Genomic DNA, 26,884 nt, shown 5'->3' on the forward strand with positions numbered 1-26,884 from the left:
CGGAATATCGGCCGACGGCATTTACCGTTTATCGGCTTCGTGCCAGATTCGCCTCCTGATAACTTTCCTTACAATTCCTCGACTACAGTTTGCCCATGCCTGCCCAACTCAAGCGTCGCCTGTTTATTTTCCTGCTGCTGGTTCTGTTGATTGCCGGGGGCTTCTTCGCCCATTGGTTTTTCAAGGGACGCTTTTATGAAAGCACCGACAACGCCTATGTCCAGGGCGAGATCACTCGTGTATCGAGCCAGCTGAGCGCGCGCATCGACGAAGTGCTGGTACAGGACAATCAGCACGTGGAAAAAGGCCAGTTGCTGGTACGCCTTGAACCCAACGATTTCCGCCTGGCCGTGGATCGCGCCAACGCCGCGCTTGCCACCCGCGAGGCCGAGCGCCTGCAAGCCCAGAGCAAGCTGACCCAGCAATCGAGCCTGATCGCCGCCAGCGATGCACAAGTGGCAACCACCCAGGCTACCCTCGGCCGTTCGCAGATCGACTTGTCGCGGGCAGAGACCCTGCGCAAACCCGGCTATGTCTCTGAAGAGCGGGTCACCACCCTCTCCGCCGACACCCATATCGCTCGCTCACAAGTGGCCAAGGCCCAGGCCGACGCCCAGAGCCAACGCCAACAGGTCAATGCCCTCGCCGCCGAGATCAAACGCCTCGACGCGCAGATCGCCAACGCCCGCGCCGACCAGGCGCAAGCCGAACTCAACCTGACCCGCAGTGAAATCCACGCACCGATCAGCGGCCTGGTCGGCCAGCGCGCCGCGCGCAATGGTCAGGTGGTGCAGGCCGGCGCCTATCTGCTGTCGATCGTCCCGGACGAAGACATCTGGGTCCAGGCCAACTTCAAGGAAACCCAGATCGGCCACATGGTTCCCGGACAAAAAGCCGAGCTGACGTTCGACGCCTACAGTGACACGCCGATCGAAGCGCGGGTCGACAGTCTGTTCGCCGCCTCGGGTGCGCAGTTCAGCCTGTTGCCGCCGGACAACGCCACCGGCAACTTCACCAAAGTCGTGCAACGGATTCCGGTGAAACTGACGTTCAAGGCCGACAATCCGCTGCACGGCAAAATCCGCCCGGGCATGTCGGTCACCGCCACCGTGAACATCAAAGACGCCCCAGACAATGGCCGGTGATTCGCTGATCCGCCCGGTTGGCGAACCGACCCGGCGCGATTGGATTGCGGTGATGAGCGTGATGCTCGGCGCGTTCATGGCAGTGCTCGACATCCAGATCACCAACTCCTCCCTGAAAGACATTCAGGGCGCGCTGTCGGCGACGCTGGAAGAAGGCTCGTGGATTTCCACCTCGTACCTGGTCGCGGAAATCATCATGATTCCGCTGACCGCGTGGCTGGTGCAGCTGCTCTCGGCACGGCGGCTGGCGGTGTGGGTGTCACTGGGGTTTCTGGTTTCGTCCTTGCTGTGCTCGATGGCCTGGAGCCTCGAAAGCATGATCGTGTTTCGCGCCATGCAGGGCTTCACCGGCGGTGCGCTGATCCCGCTGGCGTTCACCCTGACCCTGATCAAACTCCCCGAACACCACCGCGCCAAAGGCATGGCGATGTTCGCCATGACCGCCACCTTCGCCCCTTCCATCGGCCCCACCCTCGGCGGCTGGCTCACGGAAAACTGGGGCTGGGAATACATCTTCTACATCAACATCCCGCCAGGGCTGATCATGATCGCCGGGCTGATGTATGGCCTGGAAAAGAAAGAGGCGCACTGGGAACTGCTGAAAAGCACCGACTACACCGGCATCCTCACCCTCGGTGTCGGCCTCGGTTGCCTGCAAGTGTTTCTCGAGGAAGGCCACCGCAAGGACTGGCTCGAATCGAATCTGATCGTGACCCTGGGCAGCATTGCCCTCATCAGCCTGATCACCTTTGTGATCGTGCAGATCTCCAAACCCAATCCGCTGATCAACCTCGGCATCCTGCGCAATCGCAATTTCGGCCTGTCGAGCATTTCCAGCCTGGGCATGGGCGTCGGGTTATACGGTTCGATTTACCTGTTGCCGCTGTATCTGGCGCAGATCCAGAACTACAACGCCCTGCAGATCGGCGAAGTGATCATGTGGATGGGCGTGCCGCAACTGTTCCTGATTCCGCTGGTGCCGAAGTTGATGAAATTCGTTTCGCCAAAGTGGCTGTGCACGCTGGGCTTCGGCTTGTTCGGGCTGGCGAGTTTTTCGTCAGGGGTGCTCAACCCGGATTTCGCCGGGCCGCAGTTCAACCAGATCCAGATCATCCGCGCCCTCGGTCAACCGTTGATCATGGTGACCATTTCACTGATCGCCACGGCCTACATCCTGCCGCAGGACGCCGGCTCGGCGTCGAGCCTGTTCAACATCCTGCGCAACCTCGGCGGCGCGATCGGCATCGCCCTGCTCGCCACGCTGCTGGATGCACGCACCAAGACCTATTTCGATTACCTGCGTGAGGCGGTGGTGCCGACCAATCCGCAGGTGGCCGAGCGCCTGGCGTCGATGACCGACCGGTTTGGCAGCGATACGGCGGCGCTGGGCAAGTTGAGTGAAATCGTGCATCAGCAGGCACTGATCATGGCCTACAACGATGCGTTTCACTTTGTTGGCATTACGCTGGGGATCAGCATGTTGGCGATTCTGTTGACCAAGAAACTGCCACAGGGACTCAAGGCTGGGGAATCTCATTGAGACCGCGTTGTCCCATTCGCGAGCAAGCCCGCTCCCACATTGGATCTGTGGCATTCACAAATCCCCTGTGGGAGCGGGCTTGCTCGCGAAGAGGCCCGATCAGACGATGAAGATCAAACCGCCAAAAGCCGCTCACGCAGCTTGGCAATCTCGTCGCGCATCTGCGCCGCTGCCTCAAACTCCAGATCCCGCGCCAGCTGATACATCTTCTCTTCCAGCGCCCGAATGCGCTTGGTGATTTCGCTCGGCGAGCGCAGTTCGGCTTCGTATTTGGCGTTTTCTTCGGCGGCCTTGGCCATGCCCTTGCGCTTCTTGCTGCGCGAGCCGGGCACGGTGGCGCCTTCCATGATGTCGGCGACGTCCTTGAACACACCTTTGGGGGTGATGCCGTTTTCCAGGTTGAAGGCGATCTGTTTGTCGCGACGGCGCTCGGTCTCGCCAATCGCCCGCTCCATGGAGCCCGTAATGCGGTCGGCGTAGAGAATCGCTCGCCCGTTGAGGTTCCGTGCAGCCCGGCCAATGGTCTGGATCAGCGAGCGCTCGGAGCGCAGGAAACCTTCCTTGTCGGCATCGAGGATCGCCACCAGCGACACCTCCGGCATGTCCAGACCTTCGCGCAGCAGGTTGATCCCCACCAGCACATCGAAGGTACCTAGGCGCAAGTCGCGGATGATTTCGACCCGCTCGACGGTGTCGATGTCCGAGTGCAGATAACGCACGCGCACGCCGTGGTCAGCGAGGTAATCGGTGAGGTCTTCGGCCATGCGCTTGGTCAACGTGGTGACCAGCACCCGCTCTTCGACCGCCACGCGCTTGGTGATTTCCGAGAGCAGGTCATCGACCTGCGTCAGCGCCGGGCGCACTTCAACTTGCGGGTCGACCAGACCGGTCGGACGCACCACTTGCTCGACCACGCGCCCGGCATGCTCGGCTTCGTAGTTACCCGGGGTGGCCGAGACGAAAATGGTCTGCGGGCTCACCCCTTCCCATTCGTCAAAACGCATTGGCCGGTTGTCCAGTGCCGAGGGCAGACGGAAACCGTATTCCACCAGCGTCTCTTTACGCGAACGGTCGCCCTTATACATCGCGCCCACTTGCGGCACGCTGACGTGGGATTCGTCGATCACCAGCAAGGCGTCGGCCGGCAGGTAATCGTAGAGCGTGGGTGGCGCGGCACCGGCCGGGCGTCCGGACAGGTAGCGCGAGTAGTTTTCGATGCCGTTGCAGTAGCCCAGCTCGAGAATCATCTCCAGGTCGAAACGCGTGCGTTGCTCGAGGCGCTGAGCCTCCACCAGTTTGTTGTTGCTGCGCAGGTATTCCAGGCGTTCCTGCAATTCGACCTTGATGTGCTCGATCGCGTCGAGCAGGGTCTCACGCGGCGTCACGTAGTGGCTCTTTGGGTAGAAGGTGAAGCGCGGCATCTTGCGGATGACTTCGCCGGTCAGCGGATCGAACGCGGAAATGCTCTCCACCTCATCGTCGAACAGCTCGATGCGGATCGCTTCAAGGTCCGATTCCGCCGGATAGATGTCGATCACATCGCCGCGCACACGAAAGGTCGCGCGGGCAAAGTCCATGTCGTTGCGGGTGTATTGCAGGTCGGCCAGGCGTCGCAGCAGCGCACGCTGATCGAGTTTGTCGCCACGATCGACGTGCAACACCATCTTCAAATAAGTTTCCGGACTGCCCAGACCGTAGATGCACGACACCGTAGTGACGATGATTGCGTCCTTGCGCTCAAGCAGCGCCTTGGTCGCGGACAGGCGCATCTGCTCGATGTGGTCGTTGATCGACGCGTCCTTCTCGATGAAGGTGTCGGACGACGGCACATAGGCTTCTGGCTGGTAGTAGTCGTAGTAGGAAACGAAATATTCAACGGCGTTGTTCGGGAAGAACGCCTTGAACTCACCGTACAGCTGCGCGGCCAGGGTCTTGTTCGGCGCCAGCACCAGAGTTGGACGCTGTATCTGCGAGATGACGTTGGCAATGCTGAAGGTCTTGCCCGAGCCGGTCACACCGAGCAGCGTCTGGTGGGCCAGCCCGGCTTCGATGCCCTCGACCAGTTGGCGGATGGCTTCCGGCTGATCGCCGGCGGGCTCAAAGCGGGTGACTAGCTGGAATTCGGACATACACACCTCTGGGATCGCGGCTCGCGCAGAAAACAGCCGAGCCACGGGGATGACCGCAAACGACCGTTGTCGCCCAAGGAAAAACGAAGATTGTGCTCAATGTGGAGTCGATTGCCTCGCCTTTCAAGGCAAACGTCCTACATCCGGTAAAGTCTCCGACAAGACCAATCGACTAACGGTCAAGAAATAATCGGAGAAACTTGCCTGAAAAGCTGAATCGCCTGTCGCCATTGCTCGCTGATGGCCTCTATACTAGCTCCCCGTTTGTGCACCGCTCTAGTGCATTCGGCTGGAGCGCCACACGTCCCTCCATTATCCATTCAGAGCCGCCGTAATAATGAGCCTGTTCTCCGCTGTCGAAATGGCACCCCGCGATCCAATCCTGGGCCTCAACGAAGCATTCAACGCAGATACCCGGACCACCAAGGTCAACCTGGGCGTCGGTGTGTACTGCAACGAAGAGGGGCGAATTCCCCTGCTGCGCGCCGTGATCGAAGCCGAAACCATTCGCGCTGCTCAGCACGCCTCCCGTGGCTACTTGCCGATCGACGGCATCGCGGCCTACGACCAGGCGGTGCAAAAGCTGCTGTTCGGTAACGACTCGCCGCTGATCGCTGCCGGTCGCATCGTCACCACCCAGGCCGTCGGCGGGACCGGCGCACTGAAAATCGGTGCCGACTTCCTCAAGCAATTGCTGCCGAACGCCGTCGTGGCGATCAGCGACCCGAGCTGGGAAAACCACCGCGCGCTGTTCGAAACCGCCGGTTTCCCGGTGCAGAACTACCGTTACTACGACGCAGCCACCCACGACGTGAACCGTGCCGGCATGCTCGACGACCTCAACGCCCTGCCGAACGGCTCGATCGTTGTGCTGCACGCCTGCTGCCACAACCCGACCGGCGTTGACCTGACCCCGGCCGACTGGAAAAACGTGCTGGACGTGGTCAAGGCCAAAGGTCACGTGCCGTTCCTCGACATGGCTTACCAGGGTTTCGGCGACGGCATCGACGAAGACGCGGCGGCTGTGCGTCTGTTCGCTGAATCGGGCCTGACCTTCTTCGTATCGAGCTCGTTCTCCAAGTCGTTCTCGCTGTACGGCGAGCGCGTTGGCGCCCTGTCGATCGTCAGCGAATCGAAAGAAGAAAGCGCGCGCGTGCTGTCGCAAGTCAAACGCGTGATCCGCACCAACTACTCCAACCCGCCGACCCATGGCGCCAGTGTTGTCGCCGCCGTGCTCAACAGCCCGGAACTGCGCGCCCAGTGGGAAGCCGAACTGGCTGAAATGCGTCTGCGCATTCGCGGCATGCGCGAGCAGATGGTTGCCCTGCTGGCCGAAAAAGCCCCGCAACGTGACTTCAGCTTCGTTGGCCGTCAGCGCGGCATGTTCTCCTACTCCGGCCTGACCACTGAACAAGTGCATCGCCTGCGTAACGAGTTCGGCATCTACGCGCTGGACACCGGCCGTATCTGCGTGGCCGCACTGAACCAGAGCAACATCAAGGCTGTGACAGACGCGATCGTTCAGGTCATCTGATTTCGCTGCGTGATGAAAAACGGGAAGCCTGAGGGCTTCCCGTTTTTTATTTGTCCGAGGAAATGCAACATTCCCTCTAAACTGCACACAAATCTGAATTGTGGGAGCGAGCCTGCTCGCGAATGCGGTGGGTCAGTCGCCATTGAGGGTGGCTGACAGCATTCGCGAGCAGGCTCGCTCCCACAGGTTTCGTATACATCCAAGAATTTAGTGAGAAGCCAAATGAAAAACGACAACCTGCGCGCCGACCGTGACGATCTGGATGATTTCATCCCCCGCGCCTCGGCCAAACGTGAAAAAAGCCTGGTGCTGCAAGTTGCCGCTGGCGTCTTCCTGGGAGGACTGGTCCTGTGGCTGGTGCAACTGGCGGCGACCGCGGCCTACGCCAAACTGATGCTGGGCACCATCACCTTCGGCAGTTAAGCCAGTTCGCTCGCGCGCTGACTGGCGGCATCGTCATAGGCGACGTAGAGCGATTCGGCGATCTGACTCTTGATCGCCTTGGTGCTTTCAAGACCGAGAACAAACCCTTCAGCCTTGCCGCCAGCGCGGTTCAATTCTTCAGCAGTACTGGCCTGAGTGATCGCGTCGAAGAGTTTCTCGGCGTGCGGCCCCACCCCTTTGGGCAGACTGATCTGTGCAACGCTCATGCGAGCACCTCGCTTGGGCGGGAATTGAGAACGGATTGATTCATGGCGCGTACCTTTTCGGCGAATGGCCGGCAGCGCGTGTGACCACTTCCGGGCGACCATGGTAGACCTGTGAGGCGGTTCCGGTCATCGCTAATCACTGACAAATCACCGTCCGTCCTGACAAATCGAAAAAGTTCATACCCGACGCTTGACTTCTCTTTTTGAATCAGTAACATACGCACCAATTCCGCAATAGCTCAGTTGGTAGAGCAAATGACTGTTAATCATTGGGTCCCTGGTTCGAGTCCAGGTTGTGGAGCCAAATAGCAAAGCCCCTGAATCGAAAGATTCAGGGGCTTTTTTGTGGGCGCTGGAAAATCCCGCGGCAAAACGTAAAAGGCCGATCTGTCCCCAGATCGGCCTTTTTCATACCCTCAGCAATCAGACGTGTTCGCTGCTCTTCACGTGGGGCTTCGGCGCACCGTGACCATGGTCATGATCCGAATCGACCTCGATCACCGGCACTTCATTGCCATCGCAATCGTGCAGCTTGCCATCGCTGAAGTAATCACCTTCACGCAGCGCCGCCAGATCGCGATAACGCAAGGTCCGCTCTTCCGCCGCAGCAAACACCGATTGCTGATCCGAGTTGCCGGCAGTGAAGTGGTTGAAGGTCAGGTTCAGCACGATCGCCATGATCGCCGACGAACTGATGCCCGAATGGAAAATGGTCGCGAACCAGCTTGGGAAATGATCGTAGAAGTTCGGCGCGGCAATCGGGATCATGCCGAAGCCGATCGAAGTCGCGACGATGATCAGGTTGACGTTGTTGCGGTAATCCACCTTCGACAGGGTGCGAATCCCGCTCGCCGCCACGGTGCCGAACAGCACGATACCGGCGCCGCCCAGCACCGAAGTCGGCACCGCCGCAATCACCCGGCCCATGAACGGCAGCAGGCCGAGAATCACCAGGAAGATACCGCCGGTGGCCACCACATAACGGCTCTTGATCCCGGTCACCGCCACCAGCCCGACGTTCTGGGCGAACGCGCTCTGAGTGAACGAACCGAAGATCGGTGCAAACATGCTCGACAGCATGTCTGCGCGCAGACCATTGCCCAGGCGCTTGGAGTCGACCTTGGTGCCGATGATTTCACCGACTGCGAGAATATCCGCCGAGGTTTCCACCAGGGTCACCATGACCACAATGCACATCGACAGGATGGCAGCGAAGTGAAAGGTCGGCATGCCGAAGTGGAACGGTGTCGGGAAGCCGAACATCGGCCCTTGCGTGACACCGGAGAAATCCGCCATGCCAAGGAACACCGCCAGAATCGTGCCGATCACCATGGCCAACAGGATCGACAGACGGGAGATGGTCGAGCTGCCGACCTTGCTCAACAGCAACACCAGCACCAGCGTGACGGCCGCCAGACCGATGTTCTGCATGCTGCCGAAATCCGGCGCGTGGCTGTTGCCACCCATGGCCCAGCGTGCGGCCACCGGCATCAGCGTCAGGCCGATGGTGGTGATCACGATGCCGGTCACCAACGGCGGGAAGAACTTGGTGATTCGCGAGAACACCGGCGTGATCAGCAAGCCGATCAGGGAGGCGGCAATCACCGCGCCCAGCACCGACTGGAAGCCGCCCTCCCCGCCACTGCTGACGATCGCGACCATGGTCGCCACACCCGAGAACGACACACCCTGTACCAGCGGCAACTGACAGCCAAAAAACGGTAGACCCAGGGTTTGCAGCAGTGTCGCCAGCCCCCCCGCAAACAATGAAGCAGCAATCAACAGACCAATGTCCGCCGGCGACAGCCCGGCTGCCTGACCGATGATCAGTGGCACCGCGACGATACCGCCATACATGGTCAAAACATGTTGCAGGCCGTAAGCCATATTCGCGCCGACCCCGAGATTTTCGTCCTCGGGCCGTTGGTGTGAAACATGGGGCGTTTTCATGGTGGGGGGTTCCCTGGTTTTTGTTATGCGCACACTGTATTCAATACTCGTGACAAATGTCCATAGAGTTGTATACAACTTGTCAGTCACATAATGGATAGGTAGCCACCCAACCTTCTATCTCGCCTTCTCCATCGTCCACAAATCCGGCAACACATCCCCTCCTGCCCCCCGGTTTCTATCGCACCAGGCTGAAGTGTTCATGGCGACCAGCGGTGCACCGTCGCTCTTTTTTATACATATAAAGTATGCATAATGAAGTCATTCCAGATTCAGTTCGACAAAAGCAAGAACGCAGCCAACAAACTCAAGCACAGGGGCGTCAGCCTTGCCGAGACCGAGCCGGTCTTTCACGACGAACGCGCTCTGACGATCGAGGACAACGACCATGACGAACAGCGCTGGATCACCCTCGGTCTCGACGGCAAAGGGCGTTTGCTGGTGGTTGCGTACAGTTATCGCGAAGCCAATGTCGTTCGAATCATTTCTGCACGTGTCGCCACACCGAGCGAACGTTGCGCTTACCTTCTGGAGGCTTGACTGATGAAAGACGAATACGATTTCTCGCAGGGCAAACGCGGTGCCCTGGCGCCCAACAAGGGCAAGACCCGCATCACCATCATGCTCGACGACACCGTCATCGAAGCGGCCCGCAGCGTGGCGGAAAACGAAGGGTTCGGTTATCAGACGGTGATCAACAACACCCTGCGCCATGCCCTGCTGGAGGCTGAAAGCAAACCGCAGCAGGACGCCTTGCTCCACGTCGGGCAATTCAAGCAGGGGATTACCGCCGCCGACCTCAAGAGTCTGGAAAAAAAGCTGTCGGCGGCGGTCGGGGAAATCCGCCGGGTACTGGAGCCGGAAGCCAAACCCTGAAATCAGACGGGCACGAGCATCCGCGCCAGCGACTGGCGCACGTGCGGCTGGTCTGGCACACGCAGATCAAACTCCTGCTCCAGCACTGCAATCAGTTCATCGACATCCGCCACCTCGCGCCGCTCACTCTCGGCGCCCATGCGATGAATCGCGAAGCTGCCGTTGTTCAGTGTCCGGCGCCAGCCATCACCAGTACGCGCGATCATCAGGCGCTTGGCAAACGGTGACTCGGGATGGGTCGAGACGTACCAGTTGCCGAGTGTGTAATCGATGTCCTCCTGGCGTTGCAGGTCGAACAGGTACATCGAACGCCACTCGCCCGCGACATTGGCACGCAGCATGTAACCGTCGGCCTGCTTCTCGATACGGTAAGACTCGTGCGGTGTCGGCTGTTCAGCTTCGGTATCAAGACGCAGCGGCGCGGTTGGCACCATGCCGCCGAAGCCGACATCGGTGATATGGCGCTCGCCGTCGATAATCACCAGACTCAAGCGATGAGTACGCGCCGTCCACGTGCCTTCGGGTTGCGCCAAGACCACCCGCCCCGAGATGCCACGGGCGTCGAAACCCAATTCCAGCAATAGCGCCAGAAACAGGTTGTTCAGTTCATAGCAGTAGCCGCCCCGGCCATGGTGTAGAACTTTCTGCTCGACGGATGGCAGATCGATCAACACCGGTGCACCCGTGATCGTCGACAGATTCTCGAAGGAAAAGACCCCGGTATGGCGCAACTGTAATTGCCGCAAGGTTTCAAGGGTCGGTGCCGGTGGAGCGTCGAACCCCAGGCGTTGCAGGTACAACGCCGGATTCGCCAGACGTGACTCGCTCATTGCTCAGTCCTTTTGCATGTGGCCGCGGATCGCTGCGCCGATGGCCGACATGTATACGGGATCGCCCCCGGACTCCGACAATTGATTTCGCCAATCAAGACTATCGCCGCTTGCGTGAACCGATGCGAATCCAGGTCGGGGCATGGTCGCTGGCGTGCGGCTCGTTACGCACCCACGCGTCAACCCCGGCCTCGTGCAGATACGGACTGAGTGCAGGGTTAAGCAGCAAATGATCGATGCGCAGGCCGGAGTTGGTTTGCCAATGCTGGCGGAAGTAATCCCAAAACGTGTAGAGGCGATCCTCCGGATACAGGTGGCGCAGCGAATCGGTCCAGCCCTGCGCCAGCAACCGCTGATAACACTCACGGCTCTCAGGCTGCAGCAACGCATCCTTGAGCCAGGAGCGGGTGTTGTAGATGTCCATGTCGGTAGGCACCACGTTGTAATCACCGGCCAGCACCACCGGATGATCGCTGCTTTGCAGGTCTTTCGCGTAGCGGATCAGGCGTTCGAACCAGGCCAGTTTGTAGTCGAACTTCGGCCCCGGTTGCGGGTTGCCGTTGGGCAGGTACAGGCACCCGACCAGCACACCGTGCACCGCCGCCTCCAGATAACGGCTGTGCTTGTCTTCGGGATCGCCCGGCAGGCCACGACGACTCTCCAGCGGTTGCGCATCGCGGGCGAGGATCGCCACCCCGTTCCATGACGCCTGACCGTGCCAGATCGCGCCGTAACCGGCCGCCTCCAGCTCGGCGGCGGGGAATGCACTGTCCACCGACTTGAGTTCCTGCAGACACGCGATGTCCGGTTGCTCGCGCTTGAGCCACGCCAGCAGGTTCGGCAATCGTGCGCGCAGGCCGTTGACGTTGAAGGTGGCAATCCGCAGGTTTTTCATCGGCCAGGCTCCGGCGAACAAGGTGTGAAAATTGTGACCTTGGGCTGGCGACGGTGGTTGCATAGGATCGGCTGGCTGCGGCGTAATAGGCGCTCGCCATCCGCCTGACCTGCCGAGACCCGACCCCATGCCCATCACGCTGCAAGGCCCGCGCATCCTTCTGCGCCCGCTTCAGTACAGCGACGCCGACGCCCTGCTCCACGCTGCCGCCGACGGCGAGCTGTGGAACCTCACCGTCACCGTGGTGCCGTCGGCGAGCACCGTCGACAGCTACCTGAAAAAAGCCCTCGACGGCCGCGACGCAGGCACTGTCATGCCGTTTGTGATTGTGTTGAAGGATAGCGGCGAAGTGATCGGCTCGACGCGTTTCTGGAAGATCGATCCGCTCAATCGCAAATTGGAAATCGGCAGCAGCTGGATCTCGGCGCGCTGGCAGAAATCCTTCGTCAACACCGAAGCCAAGTATCTGATGCTGCGCCATGCCTTCGAGGTGCTCGACTGCGTGCGGGTGCAGTTCACCACCGACGAGAACAACCAGAAGTCACGCAATGCGATTTTGCGCCTCGGTGCGCAGCAGGAAGGCATCGTGCGCCACGAGCGGATCATGCCGGACGGGCGCAAGCGCAACTCGGTGCGCTTCAGCATCATCGATGACGAGTGGCCGCAGGTACGACTGGCGCTGGAGCAGAAACTGGCTGACGAGCGACGCTGAAGTTCGGCAACCGCTCGTCAGCCAATCGGCACCAACGGCGAGCGCTGTCAGACCAAAGTCAGGTAACCGACCCTTTCTGGAGACGTAACATGACAATGCGCACACTCACCTCTTTGTTGCTCGCCGGCCTGCTCGCCAGCGCCTCGGCTGCCAGCTTCGCGGCCAACGACAGTTCCGCCACCTCCGGCACCAACCCCGATGTCAACAAAAGCACGCCCAAGCCACCGGACAACACCCCGGGCGCGCCGGCCGGCAGTAACAGCGCTGGCAGCCCCGGTTCGGGCAATGGCACTGGCACCAACGGCGGCGCCATGGGTTCGGGCTCGGGAGCTGGCGGCGGCACCGGTGCGGCGGGCGGCGGGACTGGCGGCGCGGGCGGTGGCTCGGGCAGCTGAATGAACCGGCGTGACGGTTGGTGATGAGAACACATCCTGTGCGAGGGAGCGCACTCACCTCGCACAGTTAAAGCCTGGATGCTTCAGCGATCCGAACGAATCAGCTCGGCGAAGCCTGCGTCCAGCGACAACACCGCCGCGCGATTGCGCCCGGCATTTTTCGCCTGGTACAACGCTGCGTCGGCGCGCTGGATAAATACTTCCAGGCTGTCATTGCCGCTGGGAATGAACGAGTAACAGCCCAGGCTCACCGTCAGATACCCGGTCGGAGAACCGCTGTGGGTGATGCGCTTGTCCATCACGCTGCGACGAATCTGCCCGGCAATCGCCAGCGCGCCGTTGATGTCAGTGTCCGGCAGCAGCACCGCGAACTCCTCGCCTCCGTAACGCACCGCGAGGTCGGCCTTGCGCTGGCAGCAATTTTTCAACACCTGGGCCACCTGAGTCAGGCAATGGTCGCCCGCCACATGCCCGTAGGCATCGTTGTAGCGCTTGAAGAAATCGATATCGAGCATGATCAGGCCGACCGGACTCGACTGCCGTGCACCGCGGGCAAACTCGATCTCCAGCGAACGCTCGAACAATCTCCGATTGGCGAGCCCCGTCAGGCTGTCGTGGGTAGCGATCTGCTCCAGCGCCCGTTGCGCCTTGCGCAGATTCCTCTCGATGCGCTCGCCGTCGCGCACCTGATGAATGAACACCCAGCCAAACAATCCGACGCCAAGGATCACCAGCGCGACGATCACGCTGGACTGAAAGGCCCGCTCATACCAACCCTTGAGTATCGTGTCGCGCGATGACGCCGCCGCGACCACCAGCGGGTACGACGCCAACTGCCGGTAGCCGTACAAACGCACCACGCCATCAACCACCGACCGGATCATCGCGGTGCCGGCCGGGGCTTCAGGCAGCAGTTTCTGATAAATCCTGCCTCGCGCCAGCGATGAACCGATCAGGCTTTCGTCAAACGGCCGCCGCGCCAGCAGGGTGCCGTCCTTGAGACCGAGAAACATGATGCCGTTGTCATCGAGGCTGAAGCTTTTGAAGAACCGGTCGAAGTACGCCATCTTGATCCCGGCCATCAGCACACCCTGAAAATTGCCGGCACGGTCATTGATGCGTTTCGAGATAGGGATAATCCACTCGCCATTCTTGCGGCTGCGAATCGCCGGGCCGATGTGCGCCACGGTGGAGACGTTCTGCTGGTGAAACTTGAAGTATTCGCGGTCGGCCACGCCGTCGCCACGGGGCAAGTCGGGAAACGAGGTAATCACCCACTGGCCCTCGCGGTCGAACAGGAACATGCCGTGCAGTTGTTCCAGTTGCTGCACCCGACGGGCGAAGGTCTTTTGCAGGCGCGGTCGTTGCGCGGCACCGTAACCATCGTCCTCGACCCAATCGGCCAGACTGGTAAGCACCAGGTCGGCGGCCAGAAACGTGTCTTCGGCCTGCTGCGCCATGGCCCGGGTCAGGTTGGTGGAGGCGATCTGCGCGTTCGCCAGATCCTGGCGCCGCGTCTGTTCCAGCTGCAAATAAAGCAAGCCGGACAGGCACAGGCACACCGCAACGATGAACAGCGCTGCCGCCTTGCGCAGCGGCAGGCGTTTAAGCGTGCCGGGAGTCTGATGCGGGTCGTGAATGGGGATTGGCAAAAACGTGTCCTGGGCAGGTACGACAGGGGCCGCAGCCCGAAACCCTTACTTTTCGTGAGCGTAGCCCACCAGAATGCGCACGGCAAACCGCAGCGCCAACACATTCCTGCCCAGTTGTATCGGCGCGTGAGGGATTTGGATGAACGCTGCGCGGCGATTTATTTTCAGTTGCCGTTTTGCGCGTGATCAGCGGCGATTGCTCAAGCCACGGATCGCGCTTTGCGGATCGCCCTCGCGTACCTGCGCAGGGCAATCGCGTGGGGCACCCGTTACAGCTAAAGGGGTTTGTTGATTTCCCGCAGCAGGTCTGCGACCGGGATGTTCATGGAGTTTGAGTAGTAGGGTTTGTAGCCGTAGGCGGTGACGACGACTTTGCAGGGAATTTGTTGTTTGTTGGCGAGAAGCTGGTTCAGTTCTGTTGCTGACAGATTTCTTTCAGAACTTCGGTTGCTGGAGGTTTCACTCAGGAATGCGCGGGTGAAGCAGGAAAACTTTGCCTTCCTGTCTTCATTTTTATCCGACCGTATCAAACCGGATGCGGAAAACTGTATGGCTTTGCCTACTGAGAAATCATGATCATCCGCCAAGGCGCAATGAAGCATGCCCGAAATCATCCCGACTCGCTCTCCGCGACCAAAAAGATCCAACACATCAACGTCTGACTGATAACGGATGAGGTAGAGCAGCGACTTTTCTCTTTCCACAGACTCGAAGCTCAGGTTTGCGGGAGGCTTTACGTGGTCCTTCGCACAACCAGAGCACATAGCGAGTAAACCGCAAAGGAGTAGCCTGTACATCATGGAAACTCCTTCATGATTGAATCAAAAAGCATATCGCCTGCCGACTTGCTCCCGGCAATACGGGCAGTAAACAACCCCAATGCATTTGCATGATTTGTGTCTACATTGACGTTCAATGAAGGGCCGCAGGAGATAAGCCACTTTTCACCAAAATCAGCGACCCCATCTGACGAATCTCTTTTAGTTGGCATCGCTTTGACATTGATCCAGTCGGCAGCAATCGGATCGGGGCGTTCAAGCCATTGATCAACACCGTCGAGGAAACGCCGCCAGTAATGGGGCTACCGCACGCTGATTTATCAGTCATCCGCGCAGCCGCCAGACCATCAAAATTTACATTCGGGGAGCCATTGGCAATCGGATTGGTGCCGTGTACCGGGAGTGGGCAGGCGGTTGGATCAGTGACGCGGGCGGCGGGTTTTCCGCTCATGAACAGCTCCTTGCAGTGTTGCGGGGTCATCCTTTTGATGGGGCGCAAGCATGCGTGAATTTTTCAGGAGCTTCAAACCTTCACAAAAAAAGGCGCCCGATCGGGCGCCTTTTTTTCTATTCGTGGAAACCGCTGACGACATCAACGCGACGGCGGCACCCGGATATCCCCCGCCCGGCACTGCGTTTTCACGCCCTTGCCGCACGCGCCGAACTGCAGATCCTTGCCCATGCACACCCGCACTTCCGACAGTTCCGGACCGCTGCAGACTACCGCGATACCATCCGCTGGAATCCCCGGGTTGGCCTTGCGGAACAGGTCGGCGATTTCCTGGGCTTCAAAGTAGTAGGAGTTGCTGAACGGTTGCAGCTCTTGGGGGATTTTCACCGCGCCGACGGCTTTGTCCGCTTCGTCCAGATACCCCATCGCGCCCAGACCGCTGCAGGTGCCATGCTTGGACCATTCGTGGTCGAGCAGTTTCTTGGTCGGGAACAACGTCAGGCCTTTGGTCGTTTCCGCCGCCGACAGCGTGGTCAGCGGTGGGCAGGATTCCGGCCAGCCACCGTTGGCGTATTGCGGCCACAAACCGTGCAGCACGAAGCCGTAGCCCTTGCCGGAACATTGCACGTCATCTTTATGGGTCAGGCAGAACGTCGGTGACCAGGACAACGTCAGCAGGTAGTAATCGAACTGCCCCGCTACCGCTTCCGTTTGCACTTTGCTGGCGTGCGACTGACGCGCCGAACTCAAGCCGATGCTACCGGCCGTCAGCGCGATCAGCGCCAGAATTGTAAACAGTTTTTTCATGTACCCGCTCCTTGGGACGCCTGCGTCCGTGGTTTTCGATCCTGGCCAGATTTGGCCAGCGCTGATTTCGACATGCTTGTGTTGCAAGCGCATGACGCAAGACAACGCCGTACGCCGTTGAAAGGTCTACGATTAACAGGCAGACATCAAACCAAGGGATCCGAAATGAGTAAAGCAGACGAACTGGCCGCCAAACTCAAGCAAACCCGGCACGCCCATGCGGATGCCGCGCTGGAGATCGATTGCTGGCCGGCGCAGGTCTATGACCTGTACCACCGCATCGAGGCCTGGCTGCAGCCAGTCACCGAAGTCGGCCTGAAAATCCGCCGCAATCCGACCCACGTTTGCGAAAGCTCGCCCGATGGCGAAAGCCACGATTACGCGATCGACCAACTGGTGATAGAAGCCAACGATCAAACCCTGACATTTGATCCCATCGCGCGTTTTACCGAGGACGGCGCCGGGCGCGTGCAGATCACCCTGCCCGAGCGCAACACCTATCTGCTGCGCACCGTCGATGAACACCACGAAAGTCATTGGTGGTTGCAGACGGTTGAAACCGGTCAGGAGCTGGATGCGATTGCGCTGACCGAGAACAACCTGTTGCAGGTGGTGCAGGAAGGTCTGGGGCTTTAGGTATTCCCTGTCACCATCAAGATTGAGTGCTCGATCCGCCACACTCAACGGCCAGATTTCCTAAAGAATTCTGGCCGTTTGTCGTTACAGGACCACTAACCGAACCCGATGGAAAATCTGACCGCATGGATGCCTTGACAGTAACGACGCTTACGCAGTTCTTTAAACGCAATTTCAAACGGGTTCTTGATTACTGGAGCCAGATCACCGTCACACTGGGCTTTCTCGGTGCAGGGCTGGCGATCCTTGGGTTGTACGCCTACACGCGTGCGATTGGCCGTACAGACCTTTTTCTGGCCGGTAGCGATGCCAAGTCAGCGCTTGCCATCTGGCTTCTACTGATCGTGCTGATTATGGTGAGTTACCTGATCGTCCTATCTTCCAGCGCCCTGCTCTACGGCATCACCGTCTCGATGTTCGATAAGATCCCCGACAGACACAGTCGGATCGCAAGCTGGTTGGTGCTTCCGCTGTTTTTTGGTTTCTGCACTTTCACCATTCTGCTGTTCAGGTTCTCAAACAAACTCAGTGCCGGATATTCGATGCTGATTGTTTTTGGGGTAACCCTGCTCGTCTACTTCGCGCTTTTCCTGATCAAGCCCTTTCGTGAGATTTTCAACGAAAATACCGAAGGATGGGTGAACTGGAAGAAAGAAGTCTTTCGAGCCATTGTCGGTGGTATCGTCGGCTTTACCGTTCTATGCGCCTCACTTCCCACCTTGCTGATCATCACCACTTACGTCGGCGAAGATACGACTGAAGCTGTATCAGCTGTTGGGCTGTTTTCCCTTGGCACGCTTACTTTCAGTCTCTTCCCTGTTTTCATCTTTTACATCAGTAAAGGCCATGTCTTCGCGCGTATTGCTTATGGAATCACGGCAGCTCTGGCGTTGTTCAGCATGTATCTTGCGGCATGGCCCGGGGCAATGCCGAGCATCACCTACGCAGCCGCCGGAAACCTGGCTATCCGTCAAATGCCGGCGCGTTTCATTCTGGATGAAAACATCAGCCTGAGCGATGTGGATAACAGACAGTGGCGCACCACACTCATTGACAAGAAAAAGATCGAAGTCACGGCATTTCCGTTGTTCGCCTTCGGCGACATTTTGCTGTTGTGCAGCAGAGATTTGTTGCGCTTGAACCTGTACGACCTGCCTCGCTACACAGGTTTCTGCATCGCCACACGCAGCAGCAAAGTGACCCAAAAACCATGGCGCCCCGGGCTTGCACGTGCGCTCACCTGGCAACAGCGCGCAGAGCACGTTCTGGGCTGGGAGCATTTGCGCTCAGCTGTTTTAAAACCCATTCACGCATCACCACGAGCGCTGGAGTTCAAACGCTTGAGTGAGCAGACGGCTGAACCTGTCAAAACTGTAATCCCCCTCTCAGCCAACTGAAAGCCAGCGCTGGTTAGCCTCCCCGTCATGTGTCAAACGGGGACTTCCAGCGCATGCCTTCCAACACTTCAAGACGCACCTTCGTCAAAGGTCTTGCCGCCAGCGGCCTGCTCGGCGGCCTCGGCCTGTGGCGCGCGCCGGTCTGGGCGCTGAGCGGGCCGGGGCCGATCACTGAACTGAGCGGCAGTGAGTTCGAGCTGTTCATCGGCGAAACCCCGGTCAACTTCACCGGCAGCCCACGCACCGCGCTGACCATAAATGGCAGCCTGCCCGGACCGCTGCTGCGCTGGCGCGAGGGCGACACGGTGACGCTGCGGGTGCGCAACCGGCTCAAGGACAGCACCTCGATTCACTGGCACGGCATCCTGCTGCCGGCCAACATGGACGGCGTGCCGGGGCTGAGTTTCCATGGCATCGAACCGGGCGGCGTGTACGTCTACCAATTCAAGGTGCGGCAGCACGGCACCTACTGGTATCACAGCCATTCCGGGTTGCAGGAACAGGCCGGGGTCTACGGGCCGCTGGTGATCGACGCCAGGGAGCCGGAGCCGTTCCAGTACGACCGCGACTACGTGGTGATGCTCAGCGACTGGACCGACGAAGACCCGGTCAACCTGATGAAGACGCTGAAAAAGCAGTCCGACTACTACAACTACCACAAGCGCACCGTCGGCGATTTCATCGACGACGTCAGCGAAAAAGGCTGGGGCGCCACCGTCGCCGACCGCACCATGTGGGCGCAAATGAAGATGAACCCCACTGACATCGCCGACGTCAGTGGCGCCACCTACACCTTCCTGATCAACGGCCACGCTCCCGACGCCAACTGGACCGGACTGTTTCGCCCCGGCGAAAAACTGCGCCTGCGCCTGATCAATGGCTCGGCCATGACCTATTTCGATGTGCGCATTCCCGGGCTGAAAATGACCGTGGTGGCGGCGGATGGCTTGCACGTCAAACCGGTCAGCGTCGATGAGCTGCGCATCGCGGTGGCGGAAACCTACGACGTGATCGTCGAACCCGCCGCCGAGGCCCACACCCTGTTCGCCCAGGCCATGGACCGCACGGGTTACGCCCGCGCCACCCTGGCCACGCGCGCTGGTATGTCAGCCCCGGTGCCTGCGCTGGATCCACGTCCGTTGGTGACCATGGACGACATGGGCATGGGCGGTATGGATCACGGCTCGATGGACATGCGCGACATGGCGGGCATGGATCACTCGGCGATGGGCCCGATGCAATCGCACCCCGCCAGCGAGAAAGACAATCCGCTGGTGGACATGCAAGCCATGAGCACCGCGCCCAAACTCGATGACCCAGGCCTGGGGCTGCGCAACAACGGTCGCCGCGTGCTGACCTACGCCGACCTGCGCAGCACCTTCGAAGACCCGGATGGCCGCGACCCCGGCCGCACGGTCGAGCTGCACCTGACCGGGCACATGGAGAAGTTCGCCTGGTCGTTCAACGGCATCAAGTTCTCCGACGCCGAGCCGCTGCGCCTCACGTACGGCGAGCGCATTCGCCTGGTGCTGGTCAACGACACGATGATGACTCACCCCATCCACCTGCACGGCATGTGGAGCGATCTGGAAGACCAAAACGGCGACTTCCAGGTGCGCAAACACACCATCGACATGCCCCCCGGCACCCGCCGCAGTTACCGGGTGACGGCCGATGCGCTGGGCCGCTGGGCCTATCACTGCCATCTGCTGTATCACATGGAAACGGGCATGTTCCGCGAAGTGCGGGTGGAAGAATGAAGGGGCCGATCATGACTCCAATCGCAGCGCTCTGCGTGTTGCTCATCGGCACTGGCGCCATGGCGGCCAACGACATGCCGGGCATGGATCACAGCCAGATGTCCGGCATGGATCACTCGATGCAAAGCATGGACGACGGCATGATGCAGCCCGCCGCGCCGACTGAAAGCCGCACGCCGATCCCGGTGCTGACCGACGCCGACCGCGCCGCGGTGTTCACCGGCCCCGGCGGCCATCAGGTACACGACAGCGCAATCAACGGCTACTTCCTCGCCGACAAACTCGAATGGCAGGACGCCGCTGACGGCAGCGCGCTGGCCTGGGATTTGTCTGGCTGGATCGGCGGCGACATCGATCGCCTGTGGCTGCGTTCCGAAGGCGAACGCAGCAACGGCAAGACCGAGGACGCCGAGATCCAGGCCTTGTGGGGCCACGCCATTTCACCGTGGTGGGACGTGGTCAGCGGCGTGCGCCAGGACTTCAAACCCGGCGCGCCGCAAACCTGGGCCGCGTTCGGTTTGCAGGGCATGGCGCTGTACAACTTCGAGGCCGAGGCCACCGCGTTTCTCGGTGAGGGCGGGCAAAGCGCGCTGCGGCTGGAGGGCGACTACGACATTCTGTTGACCAACCGGTTGATCCTGCAGCCCACCGCCGAACTCAACGTCTACGGCAAAAACGACCCGCAAAGGGGTCTCGGCTCCGGTCTGTCGAACACCGAAGCCGGCCTGCGCCTGCGCTATGAAATCCGCCGCGAATTTGCGCCGTACATCGGCGTGACGTGGCACCGCACCTACGGCAACACCGCCGATTACGCTCGCGAAGAAGGCGAGGATCGCAGCGAAGCGCGCCTCGTGCTTGGCGTGCGGATGTGGTTCTGAATCCCATTAGAAAACAACCCAGAGGTCTTGCATGCGCACATCGAATATCACCCTTGTACTCGCCAGCGGATTGCTCTTGAGCACCCTCGCCCAGGCCCACCCGAAACTGCTGTCGTCGACCCCGGCCGAAGGCGCCGATGGCGCGGCGCCCGGCAAGATCGAACTGCACTTTTCCGAGAATCTGCTGGCCCGGTTTTCCGGCGCCAAACTGGTGATGACCGAGATGCCCGGAATGGCCCATTCGCCGATGCCGATGAAGGCCAGGGTCAGCGCCGGCAGCGACCCGAAAACCATGCTCGTCACCCCGCTTGACCCACTGCCCGCCGGCACCTACAAGGTCGAGTGGCGCGCGGTGTCGTCTGACACACACCCGATCACCGGCAACGTCACGTTCAAAGTGCAGTGAGCGATGATCGAGCTGAGCAACATCATCCTGCGTCTGGCGTTGTATGTGGATTTGCTGCTGTTGTTCGGAGTCGCTTCGTTTGCGCTGTACAGCAGTAATGCCGTCCTGCGGTTTGGCCGGATGTTGCGTGGGCTGGCGTTGCTCGGGGGGCTGCTGTCAGTGGGCGGATTGCTGCTGATGACTAGCGCCATGAGCGGCGAAATCGAACTCGCCGCGCTGTGGCCGCACCTGCAGATGATGCTGCTGGAAACGGATGTCGGGGCGGCGTGGGTGGTGCGCCTGGTGGCGCTGATCGTGGTGCTGATCCGGCCGGTTTTCTGGATCACGTCGATTGCCGGAGCGATCGCCCTCGCCTCCCTCGCGTGGAGCGGACACGGGGCGATGGATGAGGGGCTGCTGCGGGCCTGGCATTTCCTCAGCGACATCCTCCATCTGCTGGCGGCGGGTGCATGGTTGGGGGGCATGTTGGCGCTGGTGTTGCTGGCGCACGGGCGCGTGGACGAAATACGTATTCGCGTGCTGATTGATGCCGTGAAACGCTTCGAATGGGTCGGCGCGGCGATAGTGCTGACGCTCTCGATAACCGGCGTGGTGAATTACCTGTTCATCGTCGGCCCGAGGCTGGATGACTTGCTGCCCGGCACCTACGGAATATTGCTGGCGATCAAGGTTCTGCTGTTTGCCGGGATGCTGGTGCTGGCCGCGCTGAACCGCTTTCATCTAGGGCCTGCGCTGGAGCGGTCAGTACGCGATGGGCAGCACCTCGTCGCGGCGAATGCGCTCAGACGCAGCGTGCTGCTGGAGCTGGGCATGGCCCTGCTGATCGTCGCCCTGGTGGCGTGGCTCGGCACGTTGAGTCCGGACGCGGGATGACACACGCGAAGGCCTTTCACTACACTGGCTCACCGTCCTCTGCAGAAGCCCGATTTCGATGACAACTCTAAAAAGCACGATGATCCTTTGCGCCGCGCTGAGCTTGGCCGCGGGCGTGCAGGCCCAGGAAACGCCTTCGCACCTCGACAGCATCCCGCAACAAGGCCAACTGCGCGTCTGCACCACCGGCGACTACAAGCCCTACACCTTCAAGCGCACCGACGGCGACTTCGAAGGCATCGACATCGCCATGGCGCGCTCGCTGGCCGCCAGCCTCGGGGTCAAAGTCGAATGGGTGCAGACCACCTGGAAAACCCTGATGCCGGACATGCAGGCCGGCAAGTGCGACATCGGCATGGGCGGCATCTCGGTCACGCTGGAGCGGCAGAAAAAAGCCTACTTCAGCAACACCCTCGACAGCGATGGCAAGATCCCTTTGGTACGCTGCGCCGATCAGGCCAAATACCAGACCATTGAGCAGATCAACCAGCCCAACGTGCGCCTCGTTGAACCAGCCGGCGGCACCAACGAAGCCTTCGTCCACGCCTTTCTGCCCAAGGCACAACTGGCGCTGCACGACAACGTGACGATCTTCCAGCAACTGCTCGACAACAAGGCTGACGTGATGATTACCGACGCCTCCGAAGCGCTGTACCAGCAGAAACTCAAACCCGGTTTGTGCGCGGTGAATCCGCACCAGTACATGCAGTACGGCGAGAAGGCTTACCTGCTGCCGCGCGATGACATCAGCTGGAAACTGTATGTCGATCAGTGGCTGCACCTGAGCAAAGTCACCGGCACGTATCAGAAGGTCATTGGCGAGTGGTTGGCTGTGCCGCAGTAAGCGCTTTCAGCGCTGCACTGGCCTCGCTGTCCGGCGCGGCGGTCCGGACGATAGCGCCAGTTCTGAAGCCGACACCCGTTACTTCAGAAAGAAAATGATGGGGTTCTTCAAGCACTACCAGTAACGCGGCAGGCACAAAAAAGGCGTCCGAGATGGGCTAACGCCGATCAGTTAAGCGCAGATCCCCTGTGGGAGCGGGCTTGCTCGCGAAAGCGATGTGGCAGTCAAGATCAATGTTTGCGGGGCCGACGTCTTCGCGAGCAAGCCCGCTCCCACCATTGATCTTCGTTGCTTGAGCATTGAGTTCGCTTGACTGATCGGCATTCAGTCGTCATGCAACATCCCGGAGCTGTATTGGTTCAAGCTGCTACCAATACTGTTGCCACCAAACTTGAGGGTCGTTGCATTAGTGCGCCCCTCCGGCGATTGGCAATCCGAGGAAAAACAACTGGTGGTGGTCAGTCCACCGGAGCCCGAACAGGCACTCAATACCGAGACAGCTGCAGCGATCAACAGCACTTTGACGACATTGGTGCGCATGGTACGGCTCCCCTTGGGATGATCTTGTGCAAGCATCGTAGGCCTTCGCCGCGCGCGGCAAGATGAAACTTTGACGTTCGACAGCACGGGTTCAGGTTCGACGACCCGCCCCCGTCAAATCGGCTGCCACGCCTGCGCAGGAATCTGCGCCATCGCCTCAAACGCCGGTTGGGCGAACCAGAAACCCTGCATCAGATAAATCCCGCAATCGGCGAGAAAGTCCCGCTCCTCCGGGTGCTCGATGCCCTCGGCAATCACCTCGACGCCTAACTCGGCACACATACCCACCACGCCCCGCACAATCGCCTGACGCACGCGATCACGGTGGATATCGCGAATCAGCGCCATGTCCAGCTTGATCAGGTCCGGCTGAAAGTCCGCCAACAGGTTCAGCCCGGAGTAGCCGGCGCCAAAATCATCGATGGCGGTCTTGAAGCCAAACTCACGGTACTCGCGCAGGATGTTCATCAGGTGCTTGTTGCTTTCGACGTGCTCGCCCTCGACCGCCTCGAAGATCAGCCGATCGAGCGGGAACGCGTGCGCGCGCGCCGCCTCCAGCGTGCTGCGAATACACATGTCCGGACGATAAACGGCGTTCGGCAGGAAGTTGATCGAAAGAAACCCGGTGAGCCCCAACTGCGCCGCCGTGGAGATCGCCCGCACGCGGCACAGTTGATCGAAGCGATAGCGGTTCTGGTCATCGACCTGCTGCAAAACCGACAGCGCACCTTCGCCCTGCACGCCCCTGACCAGCGCCTCGTGGGCGAAGGTCGATTGATCACGCACATCGACAATCGGCTGGAAAGCAAAGGAGAACGCCATATCGGCCTCGCCTTTTTGCCGGCATCCTTGGCACCCCCCGCTGGGCTGGGGGAAAATGGGTGTATTAGTCATGACGCCCCCTGAGAGCGGGTTGCAACCATCCATGGCCCAGAAAAAATGACTGCACGGACCGGGTGGCGCCGCTTGGCGGCCCCCGCTTATACAGGCTGACCGGACAATTGCGGCCAAGTTCATTGCGAAGTGCCATCAGGTACGGAAATGCGCCGTCATACGTTGCAGGTCCTGTCCCAGCGACGCCAGCTCAATGGTCGCGGCGGCGCTTTCTTCGCTGGCGACGGCCGACTGATCCGCCACATCGCGCACACTGACGATGCTGCGATTGATCTCATCGGCCACCGCACTTTGCTGCTCGGCGGCGGCGGAAATCTGCAGGCTCATCTGCTGGATCGTGCCGATCGAATGGTTGATCTCGGTGATCGCCTGTTCGGCCTTCTGCGCCAGCACCACGGTGTCCAACGTGCGTTCGCGGCTGGAGGTCATCAGCGCCGAAGCCGCGTGCGTGCCCAGTTGCAGGGTGACGATCAGCGCTTCGATCTCCTTGGTCGAATCCTGTGTGCGCTGCGCCAGCGAGCGCACTTCATCGGCAACCACCGCAAAACCACGGCCCTGCTCACCTGCCCGCGCCGCTTCAATCGCCGCGTTCAGCGCCAGCAAATTGGTCTGCTCGGCGACAGCCTTGATCACGTCGATAACCTTGCCGATCTGCTCACTGTCCTGGGACAGCACGTTCATCGCCGCGCCCAAATCCTCGATCGCCACCGACAGTTCGCTGATCTGCACGGTCGCCTGCTTGACCACCGCACTACCGTGACGTGCTTGCTGATCGGCCAGTGTTGCGGCGGCGGATGCGTCGGTGGTGTTGCGCGCCACCTCCTGCACCGTCGAGGCCATTTCGTGCATCGCCGTGGCGACCTGATCCACCTCGACTTTCTGCTGGCGCACACCGGCGCTGGTCTGCTCGCTCATCGCCGAGAGCTTCTCGGCCGACGTCGAAATATGCGTCACGCCGTTACCGATCCCCTGCACCAGCGTATTCAGGCTTTGCGCCATGTCCTGCATCGCATTCTGCAGATCGCCCAACTCATCCTTGCGGCTGGATTTGGCTTGCACCGTCAGATCGCCCTTGGCAATCCGTCGCGCCAGTTCCACCGTCAGCGCCAGCGGCCCGGTGATCTGTCGCGAGATCAACACCGACGCCACCAAACCCACTACCAGTGCCAACATCGTCAACACCGCAATCTGAATAAACGCCCGATGTTGATCATCCCGCGCCAGACGCTGCTGAGTGTCCATCAGGCCGGTCATGATGCTGTCCATCGCCTGGCTTTGCTGATCCACTTGCTGACGCAGGCTGTCCTTCTGCTCGAACAGCGCGGCTACCTGCACCAGCACGTCGCGATAACGACGGATGCCAACCTGCGCCTCCTCCAACTTACTCGACAGGCCTGCCGGCAAACTGCGTTGCGCCTTGCTGATGTCACTGAGAAACGCATCGGTGGTGTCCAACAGCACCTTTTTGTTCGCCTCGTTTGGCACCGCGATGTAACGACGCAACATCAAACGAAACATCGTCATGCCGTTGCGCAAATCTGCCACCGTGCGCAAGTCCGCCACGCGCGCGACATCGGCCGACGCGAGCGCACTGGCCGTGGTGCTCTCGAACATCCGGGTGAACGTTTCGGCGTACTTGTCCGACATCGCCCCCAACGGTTTCAGCGCATCGGTGGTCGCCTTGTCAGCCTCGACCAAACGCTTGACCTGCTGATCGTAGGCCACCGTAGTGTCCTGCAAGCGCTTCAAAGCCTGTTGATTTTCCGCCCGAGTCAGGGTCTGCAACGCCTTGGCGATCAGCCCCTGCAACACCGTCAGCTGCGACTGATAAGACTCGGCAAACGCCGCATCCGCCGCCGCTTCGTACTGCTTCTCCGACAGCCGCATGTCCTGCGACGCGTCGTTGAGCGTGCCGATCAAACGCGTGGTATCCAGTCGATCCACCAGCACATTGCTGCTGCTATAGCCAATGAAGGCCACCGCCACCATCGCCACAATCAGAACGCCAAAACCGGCCCCCAACTTTCGGGACACCTTGATGTTGCCCAGGAAACTCGATGCTTCTGCCATGTTCAGCCTCTAACGCCCTGACGCCGTTCAACGCCAGGCAAAAAAATTCATCTCAGGCAACCGAGGTTGCCGCGCATATTCGGGGGGGCGTCATCCTGAGCAAGTGGCGGACAGCTCCAACTGTCCCGGCTGCAACAGGCTGATGCGAAAAGCCGCAACGACGGCGCAGGCATCAGCGGCCAAATCCAGATTTCACGCTGGATTTATCGTTTCAGCAAAGGTGTTGGAACAGATGCTATAA

Annotated in this window: 26 protein-coding genes, 1 tRNA gene and 2 pseudogenes; 16 read left to right on the top strand and 13 right to left on the bottom strand. The window is 60.1% G+C overall.

The window, feature by feature from the left end; translation table 11 throughout:
• Positions 1 to 95 precede the first annotated feature (95 nt).
• Together AC1UK9_RS18580 and AC1UK9_RS18585 are read left to right on the top strand one after the other, a co-directional pair.
• Positions 96 to 1,145: an HlyD family secretion protein gene (locus tag AC1UK9_RS18580; protein WP_025111173.1), complete on the top strand. Its 1,050-nt coding sequence runs from the start codon at positions 96 to 98 to the stop codon at positions 1,143 to 1,145.
• Positions 1,135 to 2,685 (top strand): MDR family MFS transporter, encoded by a 1,551-nt coding sequence (locus tag AC1UK9_RS18585; RefSeq protein ID WP_482578253.1) that lies wholly within the window; start codon positions 1,135 to 1,137, stop codon positions 2,683 to 2,685. The genes AC1UK9_RS18580 and AC1UK9_RS18585 overlap by 11 nt, the downstream gene beginning before the upstream one ends.
• Positions 2,686 to 2,798: 113 nt before the next feature.
• Here the strand turns inward: AC1UK9_RS18585 and uvrB are convergent, their stop codons facing one another.
• The gene (gene uvrB / locus AC1UK9_RS18590) at positions 2,799 to 4,814 is read right to left on the bottom strand and encodes an excinuclease ABC subunit UvrB (RefSeq protein WP_025111171.1); all 2,016 of its coding nucleotides are present in this window, start codon (positions 4,812 to 4,814) and stop codon (positions 2,799 to 2,801) included.
• 337 nt (positions 4,815 to 5,151) lie between these two features.
• On the opposite strand from uvrB, the gene AC1UK9_RS18595 reads away from it, so the two are divergent.
• Together AC1UK9_RS18595 and AC1UK9_RS18600 are read left to right on the top strand one after the other, a co-directional pair.
• On the top strand, positions 5,152 to 6,348 hold the full coding sequence (locus AC1UK9_RS18595) for an amino acid aminotransferase (RefSeq protein ID WP_025111170.1): 1,197 nt from the start codon (positions 5,152 to 5,154) through the stop codon (positions 6,346 to 6,348).
• A 222-nt stretch (positions 6,349 to 6,570) separates the two neighbouring features.
• Positions 6,571 to 6,771, top strand: coding sequence for a hypothetical protein (locus AC1UK9_RS18600; protein ID WP_053118898.1), 201 nt, complete (start codon positions 6,571 to 6,573; stop codon positions 6,769 to 6,771).
• On the opposite strand, the gene AC1UK9_RS18605 is transcribed toward AC1UK9_RS18600, so the two are convergent.
• A complete protein-coding gene (locus AC1UK9_RS18605; protein ID WP_025111168.1) occupies positions 6,768 to 6,998 on the bottom strand; it encodes a hypothetical protein in 231 nt (76 codons plus the stop codon). The genes AC1UK9_RS18600 and AC1UK9_RS18605 overlap by 4 nt on opposite strands.
• A gap of 228 nt (positions 6,999 to 7,226) precedes the next feature.
• Between AC1UK9_RS18605 and AC1UK9_RS18610 the strand changes: the two genes are divergently transcribed.
• Positions 7,227 to 7,302: transfer RNA gene (locus AC1UK9_RS18610), tRNA-Asn, on the top strand.
• A gap of 119 nt (positions 7,303 to 7,421) precedes the next feature.
• Here the strand turns inward: AC1UK9_RS18610 and AC1UK9_RS18615 are convergent.
• Positions 7,422 to 8,948: a nucleobase:cation symporter-2 family protein gene (locus AC1UK9_RS18615; protein ID WP_482578254.1), complete on the bottom strand. Its 1,527-nt coding sequence runs from the start codon at positions 8,946 to 8,948 to the stop codon at positions 7,422 to 7,424.
• Positions 8,949 to 9,203: 255 nt separating this feature from the next.
• Between AC1UK9_RS18615 and AC1UK9_RS18620 the strand changes: the two genes are divergently transcribed.
• Positions 9,204 to 9,488, top strand: coding sequence for a BrnT family toxin (locus AC1UK9_RS18620; protein WP_473013032.1), 285 nt, complete (start codon positions 9,204 to 9,206; stop codon positions 9,486 to 9,488).
• A gap of 3 nt (positions 9,489 to 9,491) precedes the next feature.
• A complete protein-coding gene (locus AC1UK9_RS18625; protein WP_482578255.1) occupies positions 9,492 to 9,824 on the top strand; it encodes a BrnA antitoxin family protein in 333 nt (110 codons plus the stop codon).
• A 2-nt stretch (positions 9,825 to 9,826) separates the two neighbouring features.
• On the opposite strand, the gene AC1UK9_RS18630 is transcribed toward AC1UK9_RS18625, so the two are convergent.
• Together AC1UK9_RS18630 and AC1UK9_RS18635 are read right to left on the bottom strand one after the other, a co-directional pair.
• On the bottom strand, positions 9,827 to 10,654 hold the full coding sequence (locus AC1UK9_RS18630) for an arylamine N-acetyltransferase family protein (protein WP_482578256.1): 828 nt from the start codon (positions 10,652 to 10,654) through the stop codon (positions 9,827 to 9,829).
• A 100-nt stretch (positions 10,655 to 10,754) separates the two neighbouring features.
• Positions 10,755 to 11,549 carry an exodeoxyribonuclease III gene (locus AC1UK9_RS18635; protein ID WP_473013035.1) on the bottom strand — a complete coding sequence of 265 codons (795 nt, stop codon included), beginning with the start codon at positions 11,547 to 11,549 and terminating at the stop codon, positions 10,755 to 10,757.
• 127 nt (positions 11,550 to 11,676) lie between these two features.
• Between AC1UK9_RS18635 and AC1UK9_RS18640 the strand changes: the two genes are divergently transcribed.
• Both AC1UK9_RS18640 and AC1UK9_RS18645 read left to right on the top strand, forming a co-directional pair.
• On the top strand, positions 11,677 to 12,261 hold the full coding sequence (locus AC1UK9_RS18640; RefSeq protein WP_473013036.1) for a GNAT family N-acetyltransferase: 585 nt from the start codon (positions 11,677 to 11,679) through the stop codon (positions 12,259 to 12,261).
• A gap of 89 nt (positions 12,262 to 12,350) precedes the next feature.
• Entirely contained in the window at positions 12,351 to 12,656 is a 306-nt protein-coding gene (locus tag AC1UK9_RS18645) for a hypothetical protein (protein WP_025111161.1), read from the top strand.
• 83 nt (positions 12,657 to 12,739) lie between these two features.
• On the opposite strand, the gene AC1UK9_RS18650 is transcribed toward AC1UK9_RS18645, so the two are convergent.
• From AC1UK9_RS18650 to AC1UK9_RS18665, 4 genes and pseudogenes are all read right to left on the bottom strand, one after another.
• Positions 12,740 to 14,308, bottom strand: coding sequence for a sensor domain-containing diguanylate cyclase (locus tag AC1UK9_RS18650; protein WP_473013037.1), 1,569 nt, complete (start codon positions 14,306 to 14,308; stop codon positions 12,740 to 12,742).
• Positions 14,309 to 14,583: 275 nt separating this feature from the next.
• A complete protein-coding gene (locus tag AC1UK9_RS18655; protein WP_482578257.1) occupies positions 14,584 to 15,108 on the bottom strand; it encodes a hypothetical protein in 525 nt (174 codons plus the stop codon).
• 229 nt (positions 15,109 to 15,337) lie between these two features.
• Positions 15,338 to 15,538, bottom strand: a pseudogene (locus AC1UK9_RS18660) (PAAR domain-containing protein); the annotation flags it as partial.
• Between the two features lie 141 nt (positions 15,539 to 15,679).
• Positions 15,680 to 16,345, bottom strand: coding sequence for a ribonuclease T2 (locus AC1UK9_RS18665; RefSeq protein WP_025111158.1), 666 nt, complete (start codon positions 16,343 to 16,345; stop codon positions 15,680 to 15,682).
• Between the two features lie 165 nt (positions 16,346 to 16,510).
• Between AC1UK9_RS18665 and AC1UK9_RS18670 the strand changes: the two genes are divergently transcribed.
• The 7 genes from AC1UK9_RS18670 (at position 16,511) to AC1UK9_RS18700 (ending at position 23,139) form a co-directional block, all read left to right on the top strand.
• Positions 16,511 to 16,981 carry a hypothetical protein gene (locus tag AC1UK9_RS18670; protein ID WP_025111155.1) on the top strand — a complete coding sequence of 157 codons (471 nt, stop codon included), beginning with the start codon at positions 16,511 to 16,513 and terminating at the stop codon, positions 16,979 to 16,981.
• A gap of 125 nt (positions 16,982 to 17,106) precedes the next feature.
• A complete protein-coding gene (locus AC1UK9_RS18675; RefSeq protein WP_482578258.1) occupies positions 17,107 to 18,378 on the top strand; it encodes a hypothetical protein in 1,272 nt (423 codons plus the stop codon).
• Between the two features lie 53 nt (positions 18,379 to 18,431).
• On the top strand, positions 18,432 to 20,138 hold the full coding sequence (locus AC1UK9_RS18680) for a copper resistance system multicopper oxidase (RefSeq protein WP_482578259.1): 1,707 nt from the start codon (positions 18,432 to 18,434) through the stop codon (positions 20,136 to 20,138).
• Positions 20,139 to 20,149: 11 nt separating this feature from the next.
• Complete coding sequence (locus AC1UK9_RS18685; RefSeq protein WP_482578260.1) at positions 20,150 to 21,016, top strand: copper resistance protein B; 867 nt, start codon at positions 20,150 to 20,152, stop codon at positions 21,014 to 21,016.
• 31 nt (positions 21,017 to 21,047) lie between these two features.
• Positions 21,048 to 21,422, top strand: a complete 375-nt coding sequence (gene copC, locus AC1UK9_RS18690; RefSeq protein ID WP_482578261.1) for a copper homeostasis periplasmic binding protein CopC — start codon at positions 21,048 to 21,050, stop codon at positions 21,420 to 21,422.
• 3 nt (positions 21,423 to 21,425) lie between these two features.
• Entirely contained in the window at positions 21,426 to 22,295 is an 870-nt protein-coding gene (copD, locus tag AC1UK9_RS18695) for a copper homeostasis membrane protein CopD (RefSeq protein WP_482578262.1), read from the top strand.
• A 58-nt stretch (positions 22,296 to 22,353) separates the two neighbouring features.
• Positions 22,354 to 23,139: a transporter substrate-binding domain-containing protein gene (locus AC1UK9_RS18700; RefSeq protein ID WP_482578263.1), complete on the top strand. Its 786-nt coding sequence runs from the start codon at positions 22,354 to 22,356 to the stop codon at positions 23,137 to 23,139.
• Between the two features lie 324 nt (positions 23,140 to 23,463).
• On the opposite strand, the gene AC1UK9_RS18705 is transcribed toward AC1UK9_RS18700, so the two are convergent.
• From AC1UK9_RS18705 to AC1UK9_RS18720, 4 genes and pseudogenes are all read right to left on the bottom strand, one after another.
• A complete protein-coding gene (locus tag AC1UK9_RS18705; RefSeq protein WP_081794889.1) occupies positions 23,464 to 23,679 on the bottom strand; it encodes a hypothetical protein in 216 nt (71 codons plus the stop codon).
• Between the two features lie 114 nt (positions 23,680 to 23,793).
• Complete coding sequence (rimA, locus tag AC1UK9_RS18710; protein ID WP_025111148.1) at positions 23,794 to 24,573, bottom strand: S6 modification regulatory phosphodiesterase RimA; 780 nt, start codon at positions 24,571 to 24,573, stop codon at positions 23,794 to 23,796.
• Between the two features lie 135 nt (positions 24,574 to 24,708).
• A complete protein-coding gene (locus AC1UK9_RS18715; protein ID WP_482580500.1) occupies positions 24,709 to 25,581 on the bottom strand; it encodes a methyl-accepting chemotaxis protein in 873 nt (290 codons plus the stop codon).
• 33 nt (positions 25,582 to 25,614) lie between these two features.
• A pseudogene (locus AC1UK9_RS18720) lies at positions 25,615 to 26,643 on the bottom strand (methyl-accepting chemotaxis protein); the annotation flags it as partial.
• Positions 26,644 to 26,884 lie beyond the last annotated feature (241 nt).

It is taken from the genome of Pseudomonas sp. AK-TSAG1-1 (assembly GCF_056821665.1).

Excerpts from the sequence above, each read along its gene's own strand:
- AC1UK9_RS18600 (WP_053118898.1), top strand. The coding sequence starts at position 6,571 with ATGAAAAACGACAACCTGCGCGCCGACCGTGACGATCTGGATGATTTC.
- uvrB (WP_025111171.1), bottom strand. The coding sequence starts at position 4,814 with ATGTCCGAATTCCAGCTAGTCACCCGCTTTGAGCCCGCCGGCGATCAG.
- AC1UK9_RS18705 (WP_081794889.1), bottom strand. The coding sequence starts at position 23,679 with ATGCGCACCAATGTCGTCAAAGTGCTGTTGATCGCTGCAGCTGTCTCG.
- copD (WP_482578262.1), top strand. The coding sequence starts at position 21,426 with ATGATCGAGCTGAGCAACATCATCCTGCGTCTGGCGTTGTATGTGGAT.
- AC1UK9_RS18630 (WP_482578256.1), bottom strand. The coding sequence starts at position 10,654 with ATGAGCGAGTCACGTCTGGCGAATCCGGCGTTGTACCTGCAACGCCTG.
- copC (WP_482578261.1), top strand. The coding sequence starts at position 21,048 with ATGCGCACATCGAATATCACCCTTGTACTCGCCAGCGGATTGCTCTTG.
- AC1UK9_RS18685 (WP_482578260.1), top strand. The coding sequence starts at position 20,150 with ATGACTCCAATCGCAGCGCTCTGCGTGTTGCTCATCGGCACTGGCGCC.
- AC1UK9_RS18635 (WP_473013035.1), bottom strand. The coding sequence starts at position 11,549 with ATGAAAAACCTGCGGATTGCCACCTTCAACGTCAACGGCCTGCGCGCA.
- AC1UK9_RS18580 (WP_025111173.1), top strand. The coding sequence starts at position 96 with ATGCCTGCCCAACTCAAGCGTCGCCTGTTTATTTTCCTGCTGCTGGTT.
- AC1UK9_RS18620 (WP_473013032.1), top strand. The coding sequence starts at position 9,204 with ATGAAGTCATTCCAGATTCAGTTCGACAAAAGCAAGAACGCAGCCAAC.
- AC1UK9_RS18680 (WP_482578259.1), top strand. The coding sequence starts at position 18,432 with ATGCCTTCCAACACTTCAAGACGCACCTTCGTCAAAGGTCTTGCCGCC.
- AC1UK9_RS18615 (WP_482578254.1), bottom strand. The coding sequence starts at position 8,948 with ATGAAAACGCCCCATGTTTCACACCAACGGCCCGAGGACGAAAATCTC.
- AC1UK9_RS18585 (WP_482578253.1), top strand. The coding sequence starts at position 1,135 with ATGGCCGGTGATTCGCTGATCCGCCCGGTTGGCGAACCGACCCGGCGC.
- AC1UK9_RS18715 (WP_482580500.1), bottom strand. The coding sequence starts at position 25,581 with ATGCAGGACATGGCGCAAAGCCTGAATACGCTGGTGCAGGGGATCGGT.
- rimA (WP_025111148.1), bottom strand. The coding sequence starts at position 24,573 with ATGACTAATACACCCATTTTCCCCCAGCCCAGCGGGGGGTGCCAAGGA.
- AC1UK9_RS18605 (WP_025111168.1), bottom strand. The coding sequence starts at position 6,998 with ATGAGCGTTGCACAGATCAGTCTGCCCAAAGGGGTGGGGCCGCACGCC.
- AC1UK9_RS18700 (WP_482578263.1), top strand. The coding sequence starts at position 22,354 with ATGACAACTCTAAAAAGCACGATGATCCTTTGCGCCGCGCTGAGCTTG.
- AC1UK9_RS18655 (WP_482578257.1), bottom strand. The coding sequence starts at position 15,108 with ATGATGTACAGGCTACTCCTTTGCGGTTTACTCGCTATGTGCTCTGGT.
- AC1UK9_RS18640 (WP_473013036.1), top strand. The coding sequence starts at position 11,677 with ATGCCCATCACGCTGCAAGGCCCGCGCATCCTTCTGCGCCCGCTTCAG.
- AC1UK9_RS18665 (WP_025111158.1), bottom strand. The coding sequence starts at position 16,345 with ATGAAAAAACTGTTTACAATTCTGGCGCTGATCGCGCTGACGGCCGGT.
- AC1UK9_RS18595 (WP_025111170.1), top strand. The coding sequence starts at position 5,152 with ATGAGCCTGTTCTCCGCTGTCGAAATGGCACCCCGCGATCCAATCCTG.
- AC1UK9_RS18645 (WP_025111161.1), top strand. The coding sequence starts at position 12,351 with ATGACAATGCGCACACTCACCTCTTTGTTGCTCGCCGGCCTGCTCGCC.
- AC1UK9_RS18670 (WP_025111155.1), top strand. The coding sequence starts at position 16,511 with ATGAGTAAAGCAGACGAACTGGCCGCCAAACTCAAGCAAACCCGGCAC.
- AC1UK9_RS18625 (WP_482578255.1), top strand. The coding sequence starts at position 9,492 with ATGAAAGACGAATACGATTTCTCGCAGGGCAAACGCGGTGCCCTGGCG.
- AC1UK9_RS18675 (WP_482578258.1), top strand. The coding sequence starts at position 17,107 with ATGGATGCCTTGACAGTAACGACGCTTACGCAGTTCTTTAAACGCAAT.